The organism is Streptococcus parasanguinis (assembly GCF_040908565.1).
Taxonomy (GTDB): Bacteria; Bacillota; Bacilli; order Lactobacillales; family Streptococcaceae; genus Streptococcus; species Streptococcus parasanguinis_AC.
Genome location: NZ_JBDGEA010000002.1, coordinates 64,879 through 82,751 on the forward strand (window position 1 = coordinate 64,879; position 17,873 = coordinate 82,751).

The 17,873-nt window shown below is 44.6% G+C and carries 17 protein-coding genes; 12 read left to right on the top strand and 5 right to left on the bottom strand.

Annotated elements, in window-relative coordinates; translation table 11 throughout:
- Nucleotides 1-233 precede the first annotated feature (233 nt).
- The 3 genes from AB5Y61_RS01460 (at nt 234) to AB5Y61_RS01470 (ending at nt 1,782) form a co-directional block, all read left to right on the top strand.
- Nucleotides 234-614 carry a CidA/LrgA family protein gene (locus AB5Y61_RS01460; protein ID WP_368402795.1) on the top strand — a complete coding sequence of 127 codons (381 nt, stop codon included), beginning with the start codon at nt 234-236 and terminating at the stop codon, nt 612-614.
- Nucleotides 607-1,302 carry an LrgB family protein gene (locus AB5Y61_RS01465; RefSeq protein WP_368402796.1) on the top strand — a complete coding sequence of 232 codons (696 nt, stop codon included), beginning with the start codon at nt 607-609 and terminating at the stop codon, nt 1,300-1,302. The genes AB5Y61_RS01460 and AB5Y61_RS01465 overlap by 8 nt, the downstream gene beginning before the upstream one ends.
- 180 nt (nt 1,303-1,482) lie before the next feature.
- A complete protein-coding gene (locus tag AB5Y61_RS01470; RefSeq protein WP_368402798.1) occupies nt 1,483-1,782 on the top strand; it encodes a YbaB/EbfC family nucleoid-associated protein in 300 nt (99 codons plus the stop codon).
- A gap of 206 nt (nt 1,783-1,988) precedes the next feature.
- Here AB5Y61_RS01470 and AB5Y61_RS01475 read toward each other — a convergent pair whose 3' ends face one another.
- From AB5Y61_RS01475 to AB5Y61_RS01485, 3 genes are all read right to left on the bottom strand, one after another.
- Nucleotides 1,989-2,582 (bottom strand): 3'-5' exonuclease, encoded by a 594-nt coding sequence (locus AB5Y61_RS01475; RefSeq protein WP_368402800.1) that lies wholly within the window; start codon nt 2,580-2,582, stop codon nt 1,989-1,991.
- 53 nt (nt 2,583-2,635) lie between these two features.
- On the bottom strand, nt 2,636-3,130 hold the full coding sequence (locus AB5Y61_RS01480) for a DUF536 domain-containing protein (RefSeq protein ID WP_003008835.1): 495 nt from the start codon (nt 3,128-3,130) through the stop codon (nt 2,636-2,638).
- Between the two features lie 104 nt (nt 3,131-3,234).
- Nucleotides 3,235-5,523, bottom strand: a complete 2,289-nt coding sequence (locus AB5Y61_RS01485) for a Xaa-Pro dipeptidyl-peptidase (RefSeq protein WP_368402802.1) — start codon at nt 5,521-5,523, stop codon at nt 3,235-3,237.
- Between the two features lie 101 nt (nt 5,524-5,624).
- On the opposite strand from AB5Y61_RS01485, the gene AB5Y61_RS01490 reads away from it, so the two are divergent.
- The 9 genes from AB5Y61_RS01490 to AB5Y61_RS01530 all read left to right on the top strand — a co-directional run bounded on the left by AB5Y61_RS01490 (nt 5,625) and on the right by AB5Y61_RS01530 (nt 15,332).
- The gene (locus AB5Y61_RS01490) at nt 5,625-6,902 is read left to right on the top strand and encodes an HdeD family acid-resistance protein (RefSeq protein ID WP_023919173.1); all 1,278 of its coding nucleotides are present in this window, start codon (nt 5,625-5,627) and stop codon (nt 6,900-6,902) included.
- Nucleotides 6,903-7,008: 106 nt separating this feature from the next.
- Complete coding sequence (locus tag AB5Y61_RS01495) at nt 7,009-7,776, top strand: CppA N-terminal domain-containing protein (RefSeq protein WP_070675424.1); 768 nt, start codon at nt 7,009-7,011, stop codon at nt 7,774-7,776.
- A gap of 10 nt (nt 7,777-7,786) precedes the next feature.
- Nucleotides 7,787-8,728, top strand: a complete 942-nt coding sequence (locus AB5Y61_RS01500) for a serine hydrolase domain-containing protein (protein ID WP_368402804.1) — start codon at nt 7,787-7,789, stop codon at nt 8,726-8,728.
- A gap of 148 nt (nt 8,729-8,876) precedes the next feature.
- Complete coding sequence (gene mvk / locus AB5Y61_RS01505; protein ID WP_368402805.1) at nt 8,877-9,755, top strand: mevalonate kinase; 879 nt, start codon at nt 8,877-8,879, stop codon at nt 9,753-9,755.
- A complete protein-coding gene (mvaD, locus tag AB5Y61_RS01510) occupies nt 9,737-10,687 on the top strand; it encodes a diphosphomevalonate decarboxylase (RefSeq protein ID WP_368402807.1) in 951 nt (316 codons plus the stop codon). The genes mvk and mvaD overlap by 19 nt, the downstream gene beginning before the upstream one ends.
- On the top strand, nt 10,677-11,684 hold the full coding sequence (locus AB5Y61_RS01515; RefSeq protein WP_368402808.1) for a phosphomevalonate kinase: 1,008 nt from the start codon (nt 10,677-10,679) through the stop codon (nt 11,682-11,684). Before mvaD ends, AB5Y61_RS01515 begins: the two co-directional genes overlap by 11 nt.
- On the top strand, nt 11,681-12,685 hold the full coding sequence (fni, locus tag AB5Y61_RS01520) for a type 2 isopentenyl-diphosphate Delta-isomerase (protein ID WP_368402809.1): 1,005 nt from the start codon (nt 11,681-11,683) through the stop codon (nt 12,683-12,685). The genes AB5Y61_RS01515 and fni overlap by 4 nt, the downstream gene beginning before the upstream one ends.
- Nucleotides 12,686-12,850: 165 nt before the next feature.
- Entirely contained in the window at nt 12,851-14,512 is a 1,662-nt protein-coding gene (locus AB5Y61_RS01525; protein WP_368402811.1) for a C69 family dipeptidase, read from the top strand.
- The gene (locus AB5Y61_RS01530; protein ID WP_368402813.1) at nt 14,505-15,332 is read left to right on the top strand and encodes a PrsW family glutamic-type intramembrane protease; all 828 of its coding nucleotides are present in this window, start codon (nt 14,505-14,507) and stop codon (nt 15,330-15,332) included. Before AB5Y61_RS01525 ends, AB5Y61_RS01530 begins: the two co-directional genes overlap by 8 nt.
- Nucleotides 15,333-15,381: 49 nt before the next feature.
- Here AB5Y61_RS01530 and AB5Y61_RS01535 read toward each other — a convergent pair whose 3' ends face one another.
- Together AB5Y61_RS01535 and AB5Y61_RS01540 are read right to left on the bottom strand one after the other, a co-directional pair.
- On the bottom strand, nt 15,382-16,644 hold the full coding sequence (locus AB5Y61_RS01535; protein WP_368402814.1) for a hydroxymethylglutaryl-CoA reductase, degradative: 1,263 nt from the start codon (nt 16,642-16,644) through the stop codon (nt 15,382-15,384).
- Nucleotides 16,644-17,816, bottom strand: coding sequence for a hydroxymethylglutaryl-CoA synthase (locus AB5Y61_RS01540; protein WP_368402816.1), 1,173 nt, complete (start codon nt 17,814-17,816; stop codon nt 16,644-16,646). The genes AB5Y61_RS01535 and AB5Y61_RS01540 overlap by 1 nt, the downstream gene beginning before the upstream one ends.
- Between the last annotated feature and the right edge of the window lie 57 nt (nt 17,817-17,873).

The window sequence follows — 17,873 nt, forward strand, 5'->3', positions numbered from 1 at the left end:
ATCCTTTCTTGGTAATTTAATCGTTTTTGGTTTCATTGTATCATAAAATGGATGTCATGAATCAAAATAGTAGCTTCAATTTTTGGTAATTTGTTTTATTTTTTTAGAAAAAAGCTTGCAAATTTTCCGAAAAGGAGTAAACTGATAGGGAATAAGAGGATGTTTACCTATAAGTAGGCAGAAGCGAGGATACGAATCCTTATTGGAAATGATCCATAAAAAGGGAGATGGAGATGAAATTATATGTACAACTGACGATTATTTTCACGATTTCATTAATTGGTGAAATCATTTCTGATGGGTTGCACTTACCAATTCCTGGAAGTATGATCGGACTGTTGATTTTATTTTTATTATTGCAGTTTAAGTTATTACGTATTCGCCATGTAAATATGGTAGGAAATTTTTTATTAGCAAACATGACGATTCTGTTTCTTCCCCCTGCTGTCGGTATTATGGATAAGTTTCATGTGATTGCGCCTTATCTGTTTCCAATCATGTTGATTCTACTTGGAGCCTTGGTCACCAATGTGGCTTTAATTGCAATCGTGGTTAGTTTTATAAAAAATCGTTTTGAAGGTGATTATCCAGAAGGGGGACGCGAGCGTGGCTAATTTTGCGAGTAATCCTTTATTTGGGATTGTCTTATCTATTTGGGCTTATTTGATTGGGATGTTAATTTTCCGCAGGTATTCCCATCCAATAACAACGCCACTTTTAGTGGCTACAGTAATCGTTATCTTATTCTTAATGATTACAGGAATTTCTTATAAAGATTACTATGTCGGTGGTTCCCTGTTAAATCAGTTGATTGGCCCATCAACTGTCGCTTTAGGGATTCCTCTTTATAAAAGTTTCCATTTGATGAAGCATCATGTACGGAGTATTCTAGTCGGCTCGACATTGGCAGTTGTTGTGAATACCATTTTTACAGCCTTGATCGCGAAAGCATTTGGAATGAAGTACTTTCTAGCCATTTCGCTCTTTCCAAAATCGGTTACGACTGCAATGGCAGTTGGAATTACTGAGAAAATGCAAGGAATTACGACCATCACTCTTGTGGTAGTTGTAGCAACTGGATTATTAACAAGTGTCTTGGGTCCAACGATATTGAAACTGTTAAAAATAAAAGATCCAGTAGCTATTGGTTTAGCCCTTGGCGGAACAGGACATGCAGTAGGAACAGGGACGGCATTTAAGTATGGTCATGTGGCTGGTGCTATGGCAGGATTGGCAATAGGGATCACAGGAATTTTGTATGTATTCATTAGTCCAATCGTGGCTTCGATGATTTTATCCTAATACAATTTATTTTTTTCTGAGAGAGGCTGAAGAAGTGTCTCTTTCATTTTGTAGTGAAAGCTCAAAAATCAATCTAGTGTGAAAGAAGCTTTTCATGATTACTATTCAAAGCTTTTCCAAGCGTTTAAAAAATGGTATAATGAACTGTAAATTTCAGAAGTTGGAAGGAATGTAATTGCTATGATGAATATGCAAAATATGATGAAGCAAGCTCAAAAATTGCAAAAGCAAATGGAGCAAAGCCAAGCAGAATTAGCTGCAACTCAATTTGTAGGGAAATCTGCTCAGGACTTGGTTGTTGCAGCCCTGACAGGCGATAAGAAGGTCGTTTCCATCGATTTCAACGCCGCAGTGGTTGACCCAGAAGATACAGAAACGCTTTCTGATATGACGGTGCAAGCCATCAATGCTGCCATTGAAGAAATTGATGCGGCTACCAAGAAAAAACTCGGTGCTTTCGCAGGGAAATTGCCATTTTAAGCTAAGGAAATTTTCATTAACTTAAAAGAGGCTGGGACAAAAGTCCTAGCCTCTTCTTGTTTTTGAATTGTCGAGCAAGACGCAGTGGTTGAGTGGGCTCTACTACGCTGACTTCATCAGCTTTTACAGCCCTACTCAACTGTGCGGAGGTGGGACGACGAAATCGAATTCTAACGAATGACCGATTTCTGTCCCACTCTCTCTTTTTATTCATAAAAGAATCCGGATAAGTCCAAGCCTCCGAAGGGGTTGGTGGAGAAGTTCTCTTGCTCTTTAAGGAGGGTACGGCCTTGATCAAATTCGAGGAATTGTTCGTAGACAAGGGATGTCATGCGGGCATCTTCTAAGCTATCGTGTGATTTTCCTGCAACTCCCAAAAATTCTGCAACGGTGTGGAGTTGGAGATTTTTAATGCCATGAAGGTCAGATGGACGACGTTCGAAAGCCTCGTCAAAGACATCGACAGCGTACTGGTCTTCTAGATCCAAGCCATTTTCAAGCAGGATGGGAAGGTCGCTTTTTTTGGCATTGTATCCGATCAAGGGCCGGTCTCCAACGAAGGCCTTGAATTCGCTGAGGACCTGTTCTAGTTGTGGGGCATTTTGGATCTTGTCCTGGGTAATGCCAGTCAGGCCGTTAATAAAGCTTTTTAGGGGCTTATCGGTGTATACGTAGGAGTCGTAGTGGGCGACTTCTTTACCGTCCGTAAAGCGTACGGCAGACACCTGGATGATCTGATAGGCGCCTTCGTATTGGTTAAATTCGAGATCAAAGGCGATATAATCTTCTAATGCTTTCATGGGAAATCTCCTGTGCTAGAAAAGAAAAGGGACTGGTAGGATCCAGCCCCGGATTATCGACGGAAAACGCGTGCCCAGAAACCTTTGCTTTCTTGCTCTTGAACTTTTTCGTTGGCTTGTTCGAGTTCAAGTTTCAAGGTATCGCGGTCGTTCATTGCTTGTAAAGTCAATTGTTGTTGTTGGTCCAATTGCTTGTCTTTTTCAGCAATTTGAACGTCTTTCACGCGCAACTGCTCATCTTTCTTAGCGAGTTGCTCGTCTTTGGCCTTGAGTTGCTCGTAGAGACGGACGATTTCAGCATTTTTTTCATCCACCAAAATTTCCATCAATTCGCGTTGCTTCACATCATCGCTGACTGGCTCATCTTCAAAAATAGTTTTTTTGTAGATTTCTTCGAGCTTGATCAAGCCACTACGGGTTACAACGGTAACCCCTTTTTCGTTTTTTTGTGTATCTTCTGGAGCCAGCGCCTTGACACGGTTATTGACCGCCTGGCGGCTGACTCCTAAAATTTCAGCAATTTCGCTGACAGTTTTTTCAATCGCCATAACTTCCTCTAATATCTTTTTCTATGAAATACTCTATTAGATAGTAACATAAGTAGGCTAAGCTGTCAAATGAAGCCGAGTAAGGGCAAGCCTTGAGACCACGATTAGCGGGCCTCTGTCATTTCAGGAAGATGGAGGCTGGATTGTGCTAAATCAATGGTCAGTTGGTAATCGGTTTGATCGCGAACAGTGATTTCAAAGTCTGTCGTGTAAAGGACCAGACGAAGGGTCGCTCCTTTTTCGAGCTTGTAGATGGTTGGTTGAAGATCAAAGTCAAATTCCATCCACTCGCCTGGCGTCACGGCCTCAACCTTTAAGAGATCATGACGATTTTGGAGGTTGAGATAACCTTTCGAAATGACTCGTTGGCCAGCTTCTTTGAAAGGCAACTCGGTCAAATTGTCTAGCATATGGTAGCGGCCGTTATCCAGCGTACGGACCGACAAGACAGCAGGATAGGGTTGGAGGTATTTCTTGCTTCCAAGCTCTAAGAGTTGTGCTGAAAGCAGGGCTTTATTGGTGCTGGAGTGAAGTCGCAGGTGAAGGCGAGCTTTCCCATTGAGGTGTAGGTCTTCTTCGATTGGAAGATCAATGGTCACCTGTTGCGCCTTATCCTGGTAGAGGTCCGTTAAGAAGGTCGGATAAGCCTTGCCATAGCGCTCGTAATCTTTTGTCTCGTAGCGGTTTTGGATGACTTTTTCGTCGTCTCCCAGGGAGAAGGTCCGCTGATTTGTTTGGTTGCCAAAATCATCCAAGGAAGTCCAACTTTGTTCTCCTGTATTGTCCTGCCAGATGACAGTAGGCAATTCATAGTTTGAATTGTAGCCCAGCAATTTTTTAGAGAGGAGGGCGTTCATGCTTTCTCGGAAGTCAATGGATTGCCAGTTGTTGAGGTAGACATGGGCACCATTGTGATAGAAGAGGTGCTTCTTGATGCTTGCTGGAAGGGCTTGGAACATATTAAAGACATGAAGCGGTTTGACGTTCCAGTCTTGGGAACCATGAGTGAAGACCACCTCAGCCTTAACCTGATCAGCATGTAAGAGATAATTGCGGTCGTGCCAGAATTGATTGTAGTCTCCAGAAGCGCGGTCCAGCTCTTTTTTCACGATGTCTAGATCGGCTTGGTGGGCCGCATTATGGTGCAAATAGTCTCCACCTAGAAGGTTGCGCGAGTAGGTCAATTCGGCAAGGGAATCAAAGTCTTCACCTGGATAGCCTCCAGGACTTGTGACGAGACCGTTTTCGCGGTAGTAGTTGTACCAAGAAGAAATCCCAGCCTCTGCAATGATGACTTCTAGGCCGTCCACACCTGTGGTCGCAAGGCCGTTAGACATGGTTCCAAGGTAGGAGATCCCTGTGGTTGCGACTTTTCCATTAGACCAATCAGCCTTGACTTGGCGTTTGCGTGTATGGTCTGTAAAGGCACGGCAACGGCCATTGAGCCAATCGATGACATTTTTATAGGCTTCGATTTGTTGGTAATTTCCGTTGGTCATCAGGCCTTGCGAATCTTTTGTTCCAACTCCTGATACGTAGAGATTGGCGTATCCGCGTGGAAGCAGGTAGTCGTTGAGGGTGTAGCTGGAGTTGATATGGGTTAGGAGCTCTTCGGCCTCCTCTACCTCTTCAGCTTGACCGACAGGTTCGACTACTGTTAATTGAGGTTCTTCTAGTTGAATGGTATGAGGTTCTTTGACCTCGAGGTCGACATTCATATTGTAGAGGGCCTTGTCGCTGGCCTTATCGTTGGTCCCTTGGTGATAAGGACTTGCGGTCATAACAGCTGGAATCTTGCCTTCATAGCGAGGACGGATAATGCTGACCTTGACCAAGTCTGGCAGACCATCTTTGTCGGTATCGACCCGACTTTCCACATAGACGACCTCGCGGATGGCATCATGGCTCGTAAAGGTTGCGAGGCTCTTGCCGTTAAAATAGTGATACTGGTTATCTTCAGGAATCAAGCCATCGCTGACCAACTGATCGATGAGTAAATTTCCTTTTACTGTTCGAGTATTGAGAAGGTGATAGAGGTTTTCTACCAAGTTTCCATACTCAATCGGAAATTGGACTTCTTTCAAGAAGCTATCCGTATCTTCAAAATCAATAAAATAGCGGAAACCGAGTAATTGGAGGGCTACTGTGTAAAAAATGTTCGGAGACCATTCGCAGTCAGATTGGATATACGTTAAAAAGTCTGTTTTAGAATCCACCACTAGGTTAGAGAGGGGATAATCTGTATCTTTATAGGTGAAGTAAACCTTGCGGACAAACCATTCAAACAGTTCTTTTTCTGGGAGGTGGGTGGGAAGGTCAAACCCAATTTCTTTTAGTTCCTTAAGAATGTCTTTTTGGTCAACAGATAGATAGCTATATTGATTGTATTTCATAGACTGCTCCTTTTATCAGTTTCTTTTTTCTTTACTTCTTATATTATACTTGATAAAATAGTATTTGTCTAAAGACCTTTCGTCTATAAGGAGAAGGAATATTGAAAAAAATATCTTTTGAACAAGTTGCAAGAAGAAGGACCTTATTGTTTGGGGTTCTTGCCGTCATTTTTGGGATCCTCATTTTTCGAAACGGTGTTGGTTTCACAAAATTTTCCTTGGATCTATTAGCCATTTACTTTTTAGTTGATGGACTAGGAAGCTTTCTTCTTCGCTTTTTGTTACGTAGCAAGTCTATTTCCTATAGCCACTCTATTTGGTTTATTTTTCTTTCACTTGCGTTGATCTGGTTGAATCGACTGAGTAGTCTGCCCGTAAACTTAGTTGTGATTTGTTTAGGGGCATATCAGTTGGGGAGTGCCATTGTCTATGGGATCACATTTTGGCTTTATAAGGCCAATCGGGTAAAAGGAGGCTGGCTCTATTTATGGGATGCGCTTTTAAACGGTGGGCTTGGTCTAGCAACTGTCTTGGAACCTGGTTCAGATGGGCACTTCCAATTTATCCTCTTGGGGGCTTATCTGGTCTTGTTGGGGATTTCTAATATTCGAGATGGTATTTTATTTGACAAAGACCAACAAGGCCAAGAGTTAAAACGTCGCTTTCGTATTAGCCTACCGGTTATCTTTGCAGCCTTTATCCCTGCTAAGGAGTTAAAACGGTTTAACCAGTTTCTTCAAAAAGGGAGCTCGGCGGGACACACAGGCCCTTATCGATTGGTGAAAAAAGAAGAAGAGGCAAGGGAATTAGAAATTTTGGTTCATACTTCTGACAGCAACTTATTTGGAGCGATTGGGCATGTAGATATTTGTTATCAGGGGAAGGTCATTTCTTACGGAAGTTACGATCCCTTTTCAGAGCGTCTATTTGGGACGATTGGGGATGGCGTACTGTTTAAAGTGGATAAGGAACCATACATCGAACTATGTAAAAAAGAGAGTCAAAAGACGCTGTTTGGCTACAGCCTATCCCTTACCGAAGAAGAGAATCAGGCAGTAGAGAAGCGTCTAGCTGAAATTGATCAGTTGTTAGAACCTTGGGATCCACCTAGGAGGTTACTGGAAGACGGTCAGCCGACCTACGCTTACAAATTGAAATATGATTTAGGGGCTGAGCTATATAAATTTACTTCTTCGCGTTTTAAATCTTACTTTGTTCTGTCTACTAATTGCTGCCTGTTAGCAGATTCCATTGTGGGACAGGCAGGAACGGCTGTATTAGATGTGCGTGGAGTGATTGCACCAGGGACCTATCAGGATTACTTAGAATACGAATTTGAAGCTCCAAACGGGCGGGTCCATACACGAACAGTATACTAAAAAAAGAAAGACAGATTTTTATTTTTGAAAAATCTGTCTTTTTTGCACAAGATTTCTTGTAAAAAGCCAGAAAATCTTTTACAATAAAAAGTGCTTGGAGGAAAGTATGACAGCAAATCAGATCGTAAGAGTGATCCCAGTCTTGAAAGTGAATAACCGAAATGTCAATCAACGCTTTTATGAAGAGACATTGGGAATGAAAGTATTAGTGGAAGAAGGAGCTCTCCTGTCTTTAGGAGATGCCTCAAAAGTAGAAAAAATCGTCTTAGAAGAGTCACCGAGTATGCGTTCGCGTAAGGTCGAAGGTCCAAAGAAATTGGGTCGCATCGTGGTGAAAGTGGCACAAGCTCAAGAAATTGATTATTTGTTGGCCCGCCAGCCAGAGACAAGCGCCCTTTACCAAGGAGCTAATGGTCGCGCCTTTGAAGTTGTGTCTCCTCAAGGAGATACCATTTTCGTGCATGCGGAAGAAAATCTTGAAAGCCTAGAACCTTTGGAGAAAGCGCCTCTTGTTGAGCTTCCAGAAGATTTCAAAGGTTTGACCAGCTTTGATGTGGACTTTCTTGAGGTCAATGTGGCCGATCTTGCTGAGGCTGAGAAGTTCTATAGCAACTTGCCAGCTTTGGCCCACTTTATCCATTTACAAGAAGCCCAAGGAAAAGATCTCCAAGTTGAGAACAAGGTTACTTGGGATTTGAGCATGATCAAGGTCGAATTGGCATCTTTTGATGTGGAAGACTTGAAAGAAAGCTTAGGAGAAACTGTCGATTTTGTGCACCGTAAGGGAACTTTCTTGATTGCCAAGGATCCAAGCCAGATCGAACTCTGGTTTGAAGCCAATCAAGATCAGGTCCATATTTCTTATGAAGAATAAGAATGGAGTGATGAGCGTGAATGCAATCATCGAAAAAATTACCGAACAAATCCAAGAAGGCATCTATCCAGGTGCCTCTCTTGCGCTTTACCGCGATGGTCAGTGGAGTGAGCACTATCTGGGACTAGCGGATCCTGAAAAAGGAGAGCCAGTAGTGGCTGACCTGGTCTATGATTTGGCTAGTGTCAGTAAGGTCGTTGGAGTTGCTACCATCTGTGCCTTTTTGTATGCGAAAGGGGAGCTTGCGCTTGATCGCCCCTTTAAAGAGCTTTACCCGCGTTTTGCTCATGAGAAGACGACCATCCGGGAACTCTTGACCCATACTTCTGGGCTCGATCCTTTTATCCCCAACCGGGATCAATTGGATGCGAGACAGTTGAAAACAGCTCTTGAAAATTTGCAGTTAAAAGAAGACAAGAGTTTTCATTACACCGACGTCAATTTTCTTCTGCTGGGCTTTTGGTTAGAAGACAGGTTTCGCCAGCCCTTGGATCGCTTATTTGAAGAGCTGATTTTTACACCTTGGAAGATGACGGAGACACGGTTTGGACCGGTCGAAAAGGCGGTGCCAACGGTCCGTGGAGTGGCTTCTGGAAGTGTTCATGATCCCAAAGCGAGAGTATTGGGTCGTCATGCGGGAAGTGCTGGACTTTTTTCAACGGTTTCAGATCTAGAGCGCTTCTTAGAGCGTTATCTGAAGGAGGATTTTGCGCGTGACTTGTCTCAGAATTTTGCGCGTGAAGAGGGCAAGACCCGCGCTCTCGGATGGAATCTAGAGGGGGACTGGTTAGATCATACGGGCTATACTGGAACCTTCATCATGTACAATCGAAAGAGGCAGGAAGCGGTGATCTTTTTGTCCAACCGGACCTATGAGAAGGACGAACGGGCCCAATGGATCCTCGACCGCAACTCTTTGATGGACTTGATCAAACAAGAATTTGAAAAATAGAAATGGAAGGCTAGGATGATGGATCCTGGCCTTTTACGGTCTGTCAGATAGAACTCAACTCCGTCTTAGGTTGGATTTCCTTCAAAAGCATCGCTTTTTTGGCTGATTTATATTAAAATAGTAATGACCTTAATAGAGCGAGATGAATATGCATAAAGAGATAGGCGTCGGAAAGGCGCATAGTAAGATTATCTTAATTGGAGAGCATGCGGTGGTCTATGGCTATCCAGCTATTGCCCTGCCTCTCCATCATATCAAAGTGACCTGCCAGATTATCCCAGCAGACAGTCCATGGATTTTGTTTGAAGACGACACCTTGTCCATGGCGGTTTTTGCGTCTCTTGAGCACCTCGGGATTCGTGAGGCCTGGATTCGCTGCCGGATTCAGTCTATGGTACCGGAAAAACGGGGGATGGGGTCCTCTGCGGCGGTCAGTATCGCAGCTATTCGTGCAGTTTTTGACTATTATCAAGAGGAGCTGGATGATGAGACCTTAGAAATCCTGGTCAATCGAGCAGAAACCATTGCCCATATGAATCCAAGCGGGCTTGATGCCAAGACCTGTTTGAGCGATCAAGCCATTAAATTCATCCGGAATGTCGGCTTTTACCCGCTGGAGCTGGGTATAAAAGCGAGTTTGGTGATTGCGGATACGGGGATTCACGGCAATACCCGTGAGGCGATTCAAAAGGTTGAAGCTAAAGGGCAGGAAGTTTTGTCCCATTTCCATGAGATTGGTCAGTTGACCCAGCAGGTAGAAGGGGCTCTGAAAGAAAAAGATCTCATTGGCCTTGGGCAGGCTCTTACGGCTTGTCATGACCACTTGAGAGCCGTCGGTGTCAGCTGTAAAGAAGCAGATCACCTGGTCGCCGTTGCCCTTGAAAATGGGGCCTTAGGGGCTAAAATGAGTGGGGGCGGTCTTGGAGGCTGTGTGATTGCCCTCGTCAAGGATTCTCGTGAAGCAGAAACCATTGCCCATGCATTAGAAAAAGAAGGAGCGCACCATACATGGATCGAAAACCTGTAAAGGCTAAGTCCTATGCCAATATCGCGATTATCAAATACTGGGGAAAAGAAGATGCCAAACAAATGGTTCCTTCGACTAGTTCGATTTCGTTGACCTTAGAGAATATGTATACAGAGACGATTCTCTCTCCCTTGCCAGCAGATGCGACAGCGCATGAATTTTACATCGATGGGGAATTCCAACATCCAGCTGAGCAGGCCAAAATTGGGGCTGTCATTGATGGTTTGAAGCCAGCAGATGAAGCAGGATTTGTTCGGGTGGATACCAGCAACAACATGCCAACCGCAGCAGGCTTGTCCTCTAGCTCAAGCGGCCTCTCTGCTCTTGTCAAGGCCTGCAATCGGTATTATGATTTGGGCTTAACTCAGGAGGAATTAGCTCAAAAAGCCAAGTTTGCTTCAGGTTCCTCTTCACGGTCTTTCTTTGGTCCCTTAGCAGCCTGGGACAAAGAAAGTGGAGAGATTTATAAGGTCAAAACAGACCTGAAACTGGCTATGATTATGCTGGTTCTCAATGATAAGCAAAAGCCCGTTTCTAGCCGCGAAGGGATGAAACGCTGCATGGAAACCTCGAGCAATTTCAAAGAATGGGTGGAGGAGTCTTGTCAAGATTACAAGGACATGCTGGGCTATCTAGCTACCAATGATTTTGAACGGGTCGGCCACTTGACAGAGCACAATGCCCTTGCCATGCATGGAACGACCAGGACAGCCACTCCAGCCTTTAGCTACTTGACAGAAGAAAGCTACAAAGCCATGGATTTTGTCCGTGAGCTCCGCGCAGCGGGCCATGCTTGTTACTTTACCATGGATGCAGGGCCAAATGTTAAAGTCCTCTGTCTAGAAGAAGACTTGGATCAGCTGGTGCCTTTATTTGACGCCCGCTATCGGACCATCGTATCTAAGACAAAGGACCCTCAAGATGAAGACTAAGTATCAAGTACAGACCGGAGGCAAGCTCTATCTAGCTGGAGAATACGCGGTGTTAACGCCTGGGTGTGGAGCCGTGATTCAGTTTATTCCCATTTATCTGTCAGCTACCATTCAAGAAGCTAACACTTACCAGTTGGTCTCAGATCTCTTTGGTTACAAGGTGGATTTGACCTCAAATAAGGACTACGCCTTGATTCAAGAGACCATTCAGCTCATGGAAGAGTGGCTGAAAGATCAGGGAATAGCCCCTAAACCTTTTGATCTTCATCTTAGGGGGACATTGGGTGAAGAGGGGAAGAAGTATGGGATTGGTTCCAGCGGAAGTGTGGTTTTGCTCGTGATCAAGGCCATGGCCGCTCTGTATGAAATAGACCTAAGCCCCGATCTGCTTTTTCGACTAGCAGCAGTCGTCTTGGTGCAAAGAGGGGACAATGGCTCCATGGGCGATTTGGCTTGTATAGCCTACGAGGACTTGATTTATTACCAATCCTTTGATCGGGCTTGGTTGCATGAAGTCTTGATTTCCCAGCCCCTTTCACAAGTTTTAGACCTGGATTGGGACTACAAGATCTGCTCGATCCATCCAGCCATCGCTTATGATTTTCTGGTTGGCTGGACCAAGGAACCAGCGATTTCAAGTGATTTGATCCGCCAGATCAAGGGTGCGATCAATGAAGCCTTTCTCAAGGAGAGTCAAACTGCAGTGAAGAATCTTGAAAAAGGCCTCCGTGATGGAAACCAAAGGGAGATCGAGGCCAGTATCCAACGTGCAGATCAGAACCTAAAATCCTTAAACCATCTGATCTATACCCCGGCTCTAAAAGTCCTGCAGCAAGCGACAGATGGCCTAACGGCTTGTGCCAAATCCAGTGGTGCTGGAGGAGGCGACTGTGGGATTGCCCTTAGTTTTGACCCAGTTGAGACTCAGACCTTGATAGATCGCTGGAAGGAACAGGATATTGAAGTCATTTACCAAGAAAGGATGGGAGATTCGTGAGCGAAAATCGAAAAGACCAGCATATTCGCTATGCTTTGGAGCAAAGCTCCTCCTATAATAGCTTTGATGAGATCGAGCTAATTCACCGTTCCCTCCCACGTGTGGATCTAGCGGAGATTGATCTAACGACCCATTTCGCAGGCCGTGATTGGAAGGTCCCTTTTTATATCAATGCTATGACAGGCGGGAGTAAACGGGCCAAAGAGATCAATCAAAAGTTGGCAGCAGTAGCCGAAGCCTGTGGGATTCTCTTTGTGACTGGCTCTTACAGCACAGCACTGAAGGATCCGAACGATCAATCGTATGCGGTCCAAAAAGACCATCCTCATCTTCTTTTAGCGACCAATATTGGCATCGATAAAGAGCTAGACTTGGGCTTGCGAACAGTAGAAGAGCTACAACCCCTCTTTCTTCAAGTCCATGTGAATCTGATGCAAGAGTTGCTCATGCCTGAAGGGGAGAGGATTTTCCACACTTGGAAAGACCATCTCCATAGCTATGGGCAGGCCTTTCCTGTGCCGGTAGTCCTGAAAGAAGTAGGCTTTGGCATGGATCCTAAAACAGTCCAGCTGGCACTAGAGGCTGGGATTAAAACAGTTGACATTTCTGGCCGTGGTGGCACTAGTTTTGCCTATATTGAGAATCGTCGTGGAGGCAATCGCGCTTATCTGGATGATTGGGGACAATCAACTGCGCAGTGTCTCTTACAATTACAAGATCAGATAGATCAGGTTGAGATCCTCGCGAGTGGTGGCATCCGTCATCCCCTTGATATGGTCAAGGCCTTGGTCCTTGGAGCGCGTGGCGTAGGACTTTCCCGCGTTTTTCTTGAGATGGTAGAGACTAAGAGCATTGAAGAAGTGATCGCCATTGTCCAAGGCTGGAAAGAAGATCTTAAATTACTCCTTTGTGCGCTCGGTTGTCAGAACCTGAAAGAGCTCCGTAAAGTCGACTATCTCCTCTATGGAAAATTATGGCAAGCTCAGCAACAGAGAAAATGAAAAGGATTGACTTTTTAAAGCCAATCCTTTCTTTTTTGAAAAAGTGTTTCCCCTCAAAAATTCTGATAGTTTACGAATCGTTTACGGTTGCTGGAATCGCTTGCAAAACAGGATCGTAAAAGAGTATACTAAATAAGGAAAAACATTTTTAAAAAGGAGTTTAGGATGAAGAAGCACTATTTTCGCTCAGCTGTAGCAGCCATGCTTCCGCTTTTGTTGATTGCTCAACCTGTTGAGGCCTGTACGGGGTTCATCATCGGAAAGAAACTGACGGCCGACGGCTCGACCTTGGTAGGGCGTACCGAAGATTTAGAGCCCAACCATAATAAAAATTTTGTGGTCAGAGAGCGCGTCTACAATAAAAAAGGTGCCATCTTTGAGGATGCCGCCAACGGTTTTCAATATCCCTTGCCAGAGATTAGCTATAAGTATACAGCGGTCCCAGATGTCACCCCAGATCAGGGAATTTTTGATGAAGCAGGATTCAATGAATATGGGGTTTCCATTTCTGCTACTGTGTCTGCTTCAGCAAATGACAAGATCCAAAAAGTGGATCCCTATGTCAAGGATGGTTTGGCAGAATCCGGCTTAACCAGCATTGTTCTCCCAAGTGTGAAAACCGCAAGAGAAGGGGTTGAACTCATTGCTAAAATCGTCGAAGAAAAAGGCGCTGCAGAAGGAAATATTGTGACCATTGCCGATAAAGAAGGCGTCTGGTATATGGAAATCCTATCTGGTCACCAATATGCGGCCATTCTCTTTCCAGAAGACCGCTTTGCAGTCTTTCCAAATACTTTCTTCTTAGGTCATGTTGATTTATCGGATACAGAGCGTACGATTGTCTCAAAAGATCTTGAAAAAGTCGCCAAGGACGCAAATAGCTATAAGGAAGTGGATGGAAAATTCCACGTTTCTCAATCCTATAATCCGCCTTTGCAAGAAGCGGATCGCTCGCGGGTTTGGTCGGGGATCAAATCTCTAGACCCAAACTCTCCTGTTAAATATGACGATGCGTCCTTTGACCTTCTTCATACAACTGATCGGAAATTAACTCTCCGCGATGCCATGAATCTCCAGCGCAATCGTTTGGAAGGAACCAAATACAAACCACAGGATCAAATGGAGCTGGATGGAAAAGGCATCCCGAAAAAAGGAGAGTTTGATGCCGTTTATAAATACCCCATCTCCAATCCAAATGTCATGGAGGCCCATATTTTCCAACTGAAAGACGAGGTCCCAGCAAGTGCGGGTGGAGGCACCATGTGGCTGTCGATGGGTAGTCCGCGAAATGCTCCTTACCTACCGTACTATGGCAATATTCTCAACACCTATCAAGCCTACCAAGAATTAGGGGATCATTACAATGACCGCTCCTGGTATTGGACCATTTCAAGAATCAATGACCTTGTAGCCAAGTATCCTGATTTATTCGAAGATGGGGCGATTCGTACTGAAATGGAACGATTGGAATCCCAGTGGATGGTTGAACAAGATCTGAGTGATCAGGAACAAATTGCCCTTGCTTCTCAGCCTGAAGAAGCGAGTAAGAAGGCAACAGAGGAAGGGATAGCGAGAGCTGAGAAAACCTTCGAACGCTTGCAAAAAATTAGAAAAGAAGCAGAACAAAAGGTAGCAGATGAACACGGAAAAAGTGCTCTGCAAGATCTAGATGACGAAGAAGATGCTGCTTATGAAGAGAAAATTGATCTCGTTGATTTTGACTATGATTACATTCTAGCAGCAGGCTTGTTCGGAGCAACCCTTCTAGCGATTGTGATCTACCTAATTCGCTCAAAGAAACAAAAGGGAGGAAAACAAGATGACTAAAATTCAAAGAGCCTCGATCTATCTCTTTCTACTATTTGCAGGAATTGGCTTGGAGTTTGAACTCGGTCATCTTTCTCAAGAAGAATTTAGCCAGTCTGCAGGCAGAGACTTGGTCTTGAACTTGTCTGTTTTAGCTGCTATTATTATCCCACTCTATCTCTTTTCAAAACGATTGGCCAAGCAGTTGTCTGTCCCAACCTATCTCTTATGGATTGCTATGTTTGGGGGTGCCTTTGTAGCAGGCTGGTTGAGCTTTTCAGGAAATAGCTTGATTGATATTATGAATAGCCATGTGATCAAGGATGCCACTGTCTTTAACAAGTGGACCGATGCCTTGACAGCCCCATTCTCAGAGGAATTCTTTAAGGCTCTAGTTGCCTTTTGGGTAGTTTTGATGGTTGGAAAAAAAGATCTAAAAGCGATTTTAATTGCCGGCTTGGGCTCTGGCTTTGGTTTTCAAATCATTGAGGATTTAGGGTACGTTGCCCGCCAAACAAAAACGAGCCAATTAGCCGCCGTTACTGAGGCTATTAATCGTATTTCTGGTGGGTTAGCTTCACACGCTCTCTATACAGCGGTTGTATCGGTCGGTGTCTTCCTCTTGTTGTCTCAAGTGACCCAGCAAAAGGCAAAACTCTTTGGACTCTGGTGTGTTGTCTCGACAGTAGCCAATCACTTCTTATGGAATTCTCCGTTTTATGAAACAGACCATCGGATCAATCTTCTCGTCGGACTGCTCTTTGCCGTCCAAGTAGGGACCTTTATCGAAGTGATTCTCTATACCAAGAAACATCCCGATCTGCCATTTTTAAAACAATAAGGTAAATTTTTTCAAACACAAAAGAACTAAGACGTGCGTCTTAGTTCTTTCATTTTCTCAATTCTTGTAAGAGTGTTTTTGCTTTTTCTAAATTGAAGGGTTTGTTTTCAAGGAGTTGGCTGACCAGACGGGGAACTTCCTCTTCCTTAGCTCCTGCTAGAAGGGCTAGAGAGCGTGCTTGGAGTTTCATATGTCCTGCTTGAATCCCTGTGGTGACTAGGGCCTTTAGGGCAGCAAAATTCTGCGCCAAACCGAGCGACGCGATAATACCGGCTAATTCGATAGCAGAAGGTTCTCCTAGTAAACGGTGGCTGACTTGAACCGTAGGGTTGAGGCCAATGGAGCCTCCTTTTGTTGCAACTGGCATTGGCAAGGTGATCTCACCATAGAGTTTTTTCTCTTCCGGCTGACTTTTCCATTGGCTAAAGCCCTTGTATCGGCCACTTTGTGCAGCATAGGCATGGCCTCCAGCTTCGATGGCCCGCCAGTCATTACCCGTCGCGAGAACAAGAGCATCAATCCCATTAAAAATCCCCTTGTTATGAGTGGCTGCGCGGTAAGGATCCACTTGAGCCAGTTGGCTAGCTAGCTCCATCCGGTGGGCAATCTCAATGGCTTCCTCAGGATTTCGACTCAGTGCTTTAAAATCAATGGCACACCTTGCACTCACCAAAGAGCGCGTGGCCAAGTTGGATAAAATCGCCATTAAGGCCTGACCACCAGAGAGTTTTTGGATGCGATCGGTCAGAGCTTCCAGCATCGTGTTGAGCATATTGGCCCCCATGGCTTCTTTAGGATCAACCGCCAAGTAGACAATGAGAAAGTTCCCCTTGTTTTCGACCCAAAGATCCCTTGCTCCGCCTCCACGCTTGACGATAGAAGGATAGGCTTCATTAGCTAGCTGAAGAAGAGTTTCCTTGTCTTCTAGGATGCGCTTGCTAGCCATTTCCACATCCCTAACATCTGTCAGAGCAATCTCACCGATCATTTGGCGTTGGTGCACTTGGGTGGTGAAACCGCCCGAACGTTGGATGAGTTTGGCTGCAAAGCTGGCTGCAGCAACTACGGAAGGCTCTTCTGTGACCATAGGAAGGACATAGTCACGACCATTGATCAGAAAATAAGGAGCGAGGCTAAAAGGCAGATCAAAGGTCGACAAGACATTTTCCGTCAGTTGATCTGCAATAGAGAGGGGGAGTCCCTTTTGTTCTTTTAAGATCTGTGCTTCATCCCAAGTTAAGAGGCCTTCCTTTAGTAAGGCCTCTATGCGTTCTGTGGGCGAAAGTTTTGCAAAACCTGGTAATCGTGCCATTATTTTTCTACTTTCTGGTAAGTGCGTTGGTGTTCCTTGATCTCTGTCAAAGCATAAGTTTGAAGCGTAGCAGGTTCAAATACTTGATTGCCACTAGAGTCTAAATCCACTTCCTCATAAAAGAGTCGTTCGTAGTCAGCAACACTAAGAACCGTCCGTTGATCTAGTTTGTCCATACGTTTGTGATCTAAAAGTTGCTCAAAACCAGGAACGAGATTGGCACTAAAGATCTCAGAAACTGCTCCACTTCCATAGCTAAAGAGGGCGATTCGGTCCCCGGATTTGAGTTGGGGACGATTTTCCAGTAGTGATAGCAAGCCTAAGAAAAGAGATCCAGTGTAGATATTTCCCACTCGTTGGCTGTATAGAATCGATTGATCAAAATTGTATTGTAATTGATCTTTTTTCTCTTCTGATACTGACTTATCCAAGATTTTTTTCAAGCCCTTGAGAGCTAATTTCGGATAAGGCAAGTGGAAGCAGACGGCTGCAAAGTCTGTCAAGGTAAGGCCAGTCCGTTTCTGGTATTCCGCCCAGGTTGTTTTCAGAGAATCTAGATATTGTTGCGTTGAATAAATCCCATTCACGAAGGGAGTTGTCGCGTAATTTGGACGCCAAAAATCCATGACATCGCGTGTTTGGGCAACATTATCATCGTTAAAAGATAGAATACGAGGATTTTGGCTGATTAGCATGGCAACCGCTCCAGCCCCCTGTGTTGGTTCACCAGGAGTCCCAATTCCGTATTTAGCAATGTCACTGGCAATGACCAAAACCTTACTCTGTGGGAATTTTTCAACATGGAGTTTAGCATAATCCAAGGCAGCAGTCGCAGCATAGCAGGCTTCTTTCATTTCAAAAGAGCGAGCGAAAGGCTGGATGTCTAGTAAGCCATGGACAAACACAGCAGCAGCCTTACTCTGGTCAATTCCAGATTCTGTCGCAAGAATCACCATGTCGATCGCTTCTTTATCTTCATCTGTTAAAATATCATCTGCTGCAGTCGCAGCCAATGTGACGATGTCTTCTGTGATCGGTGCCACGCTTTGTTCTTTTAAGAGAAGACCCTTGCTCAGTTTTTCGGGATCGGTATCACGAGCAGCGGCCAAATCTTCTAAACGCAAGACATAAGGGCTCGTCGCAAAACCAATCTTATCAATCCCAATTGTCATTCTTAACCTCTTTTTTATTTGATATCTACTAGTATATTTCGTTACTATTTTACCATA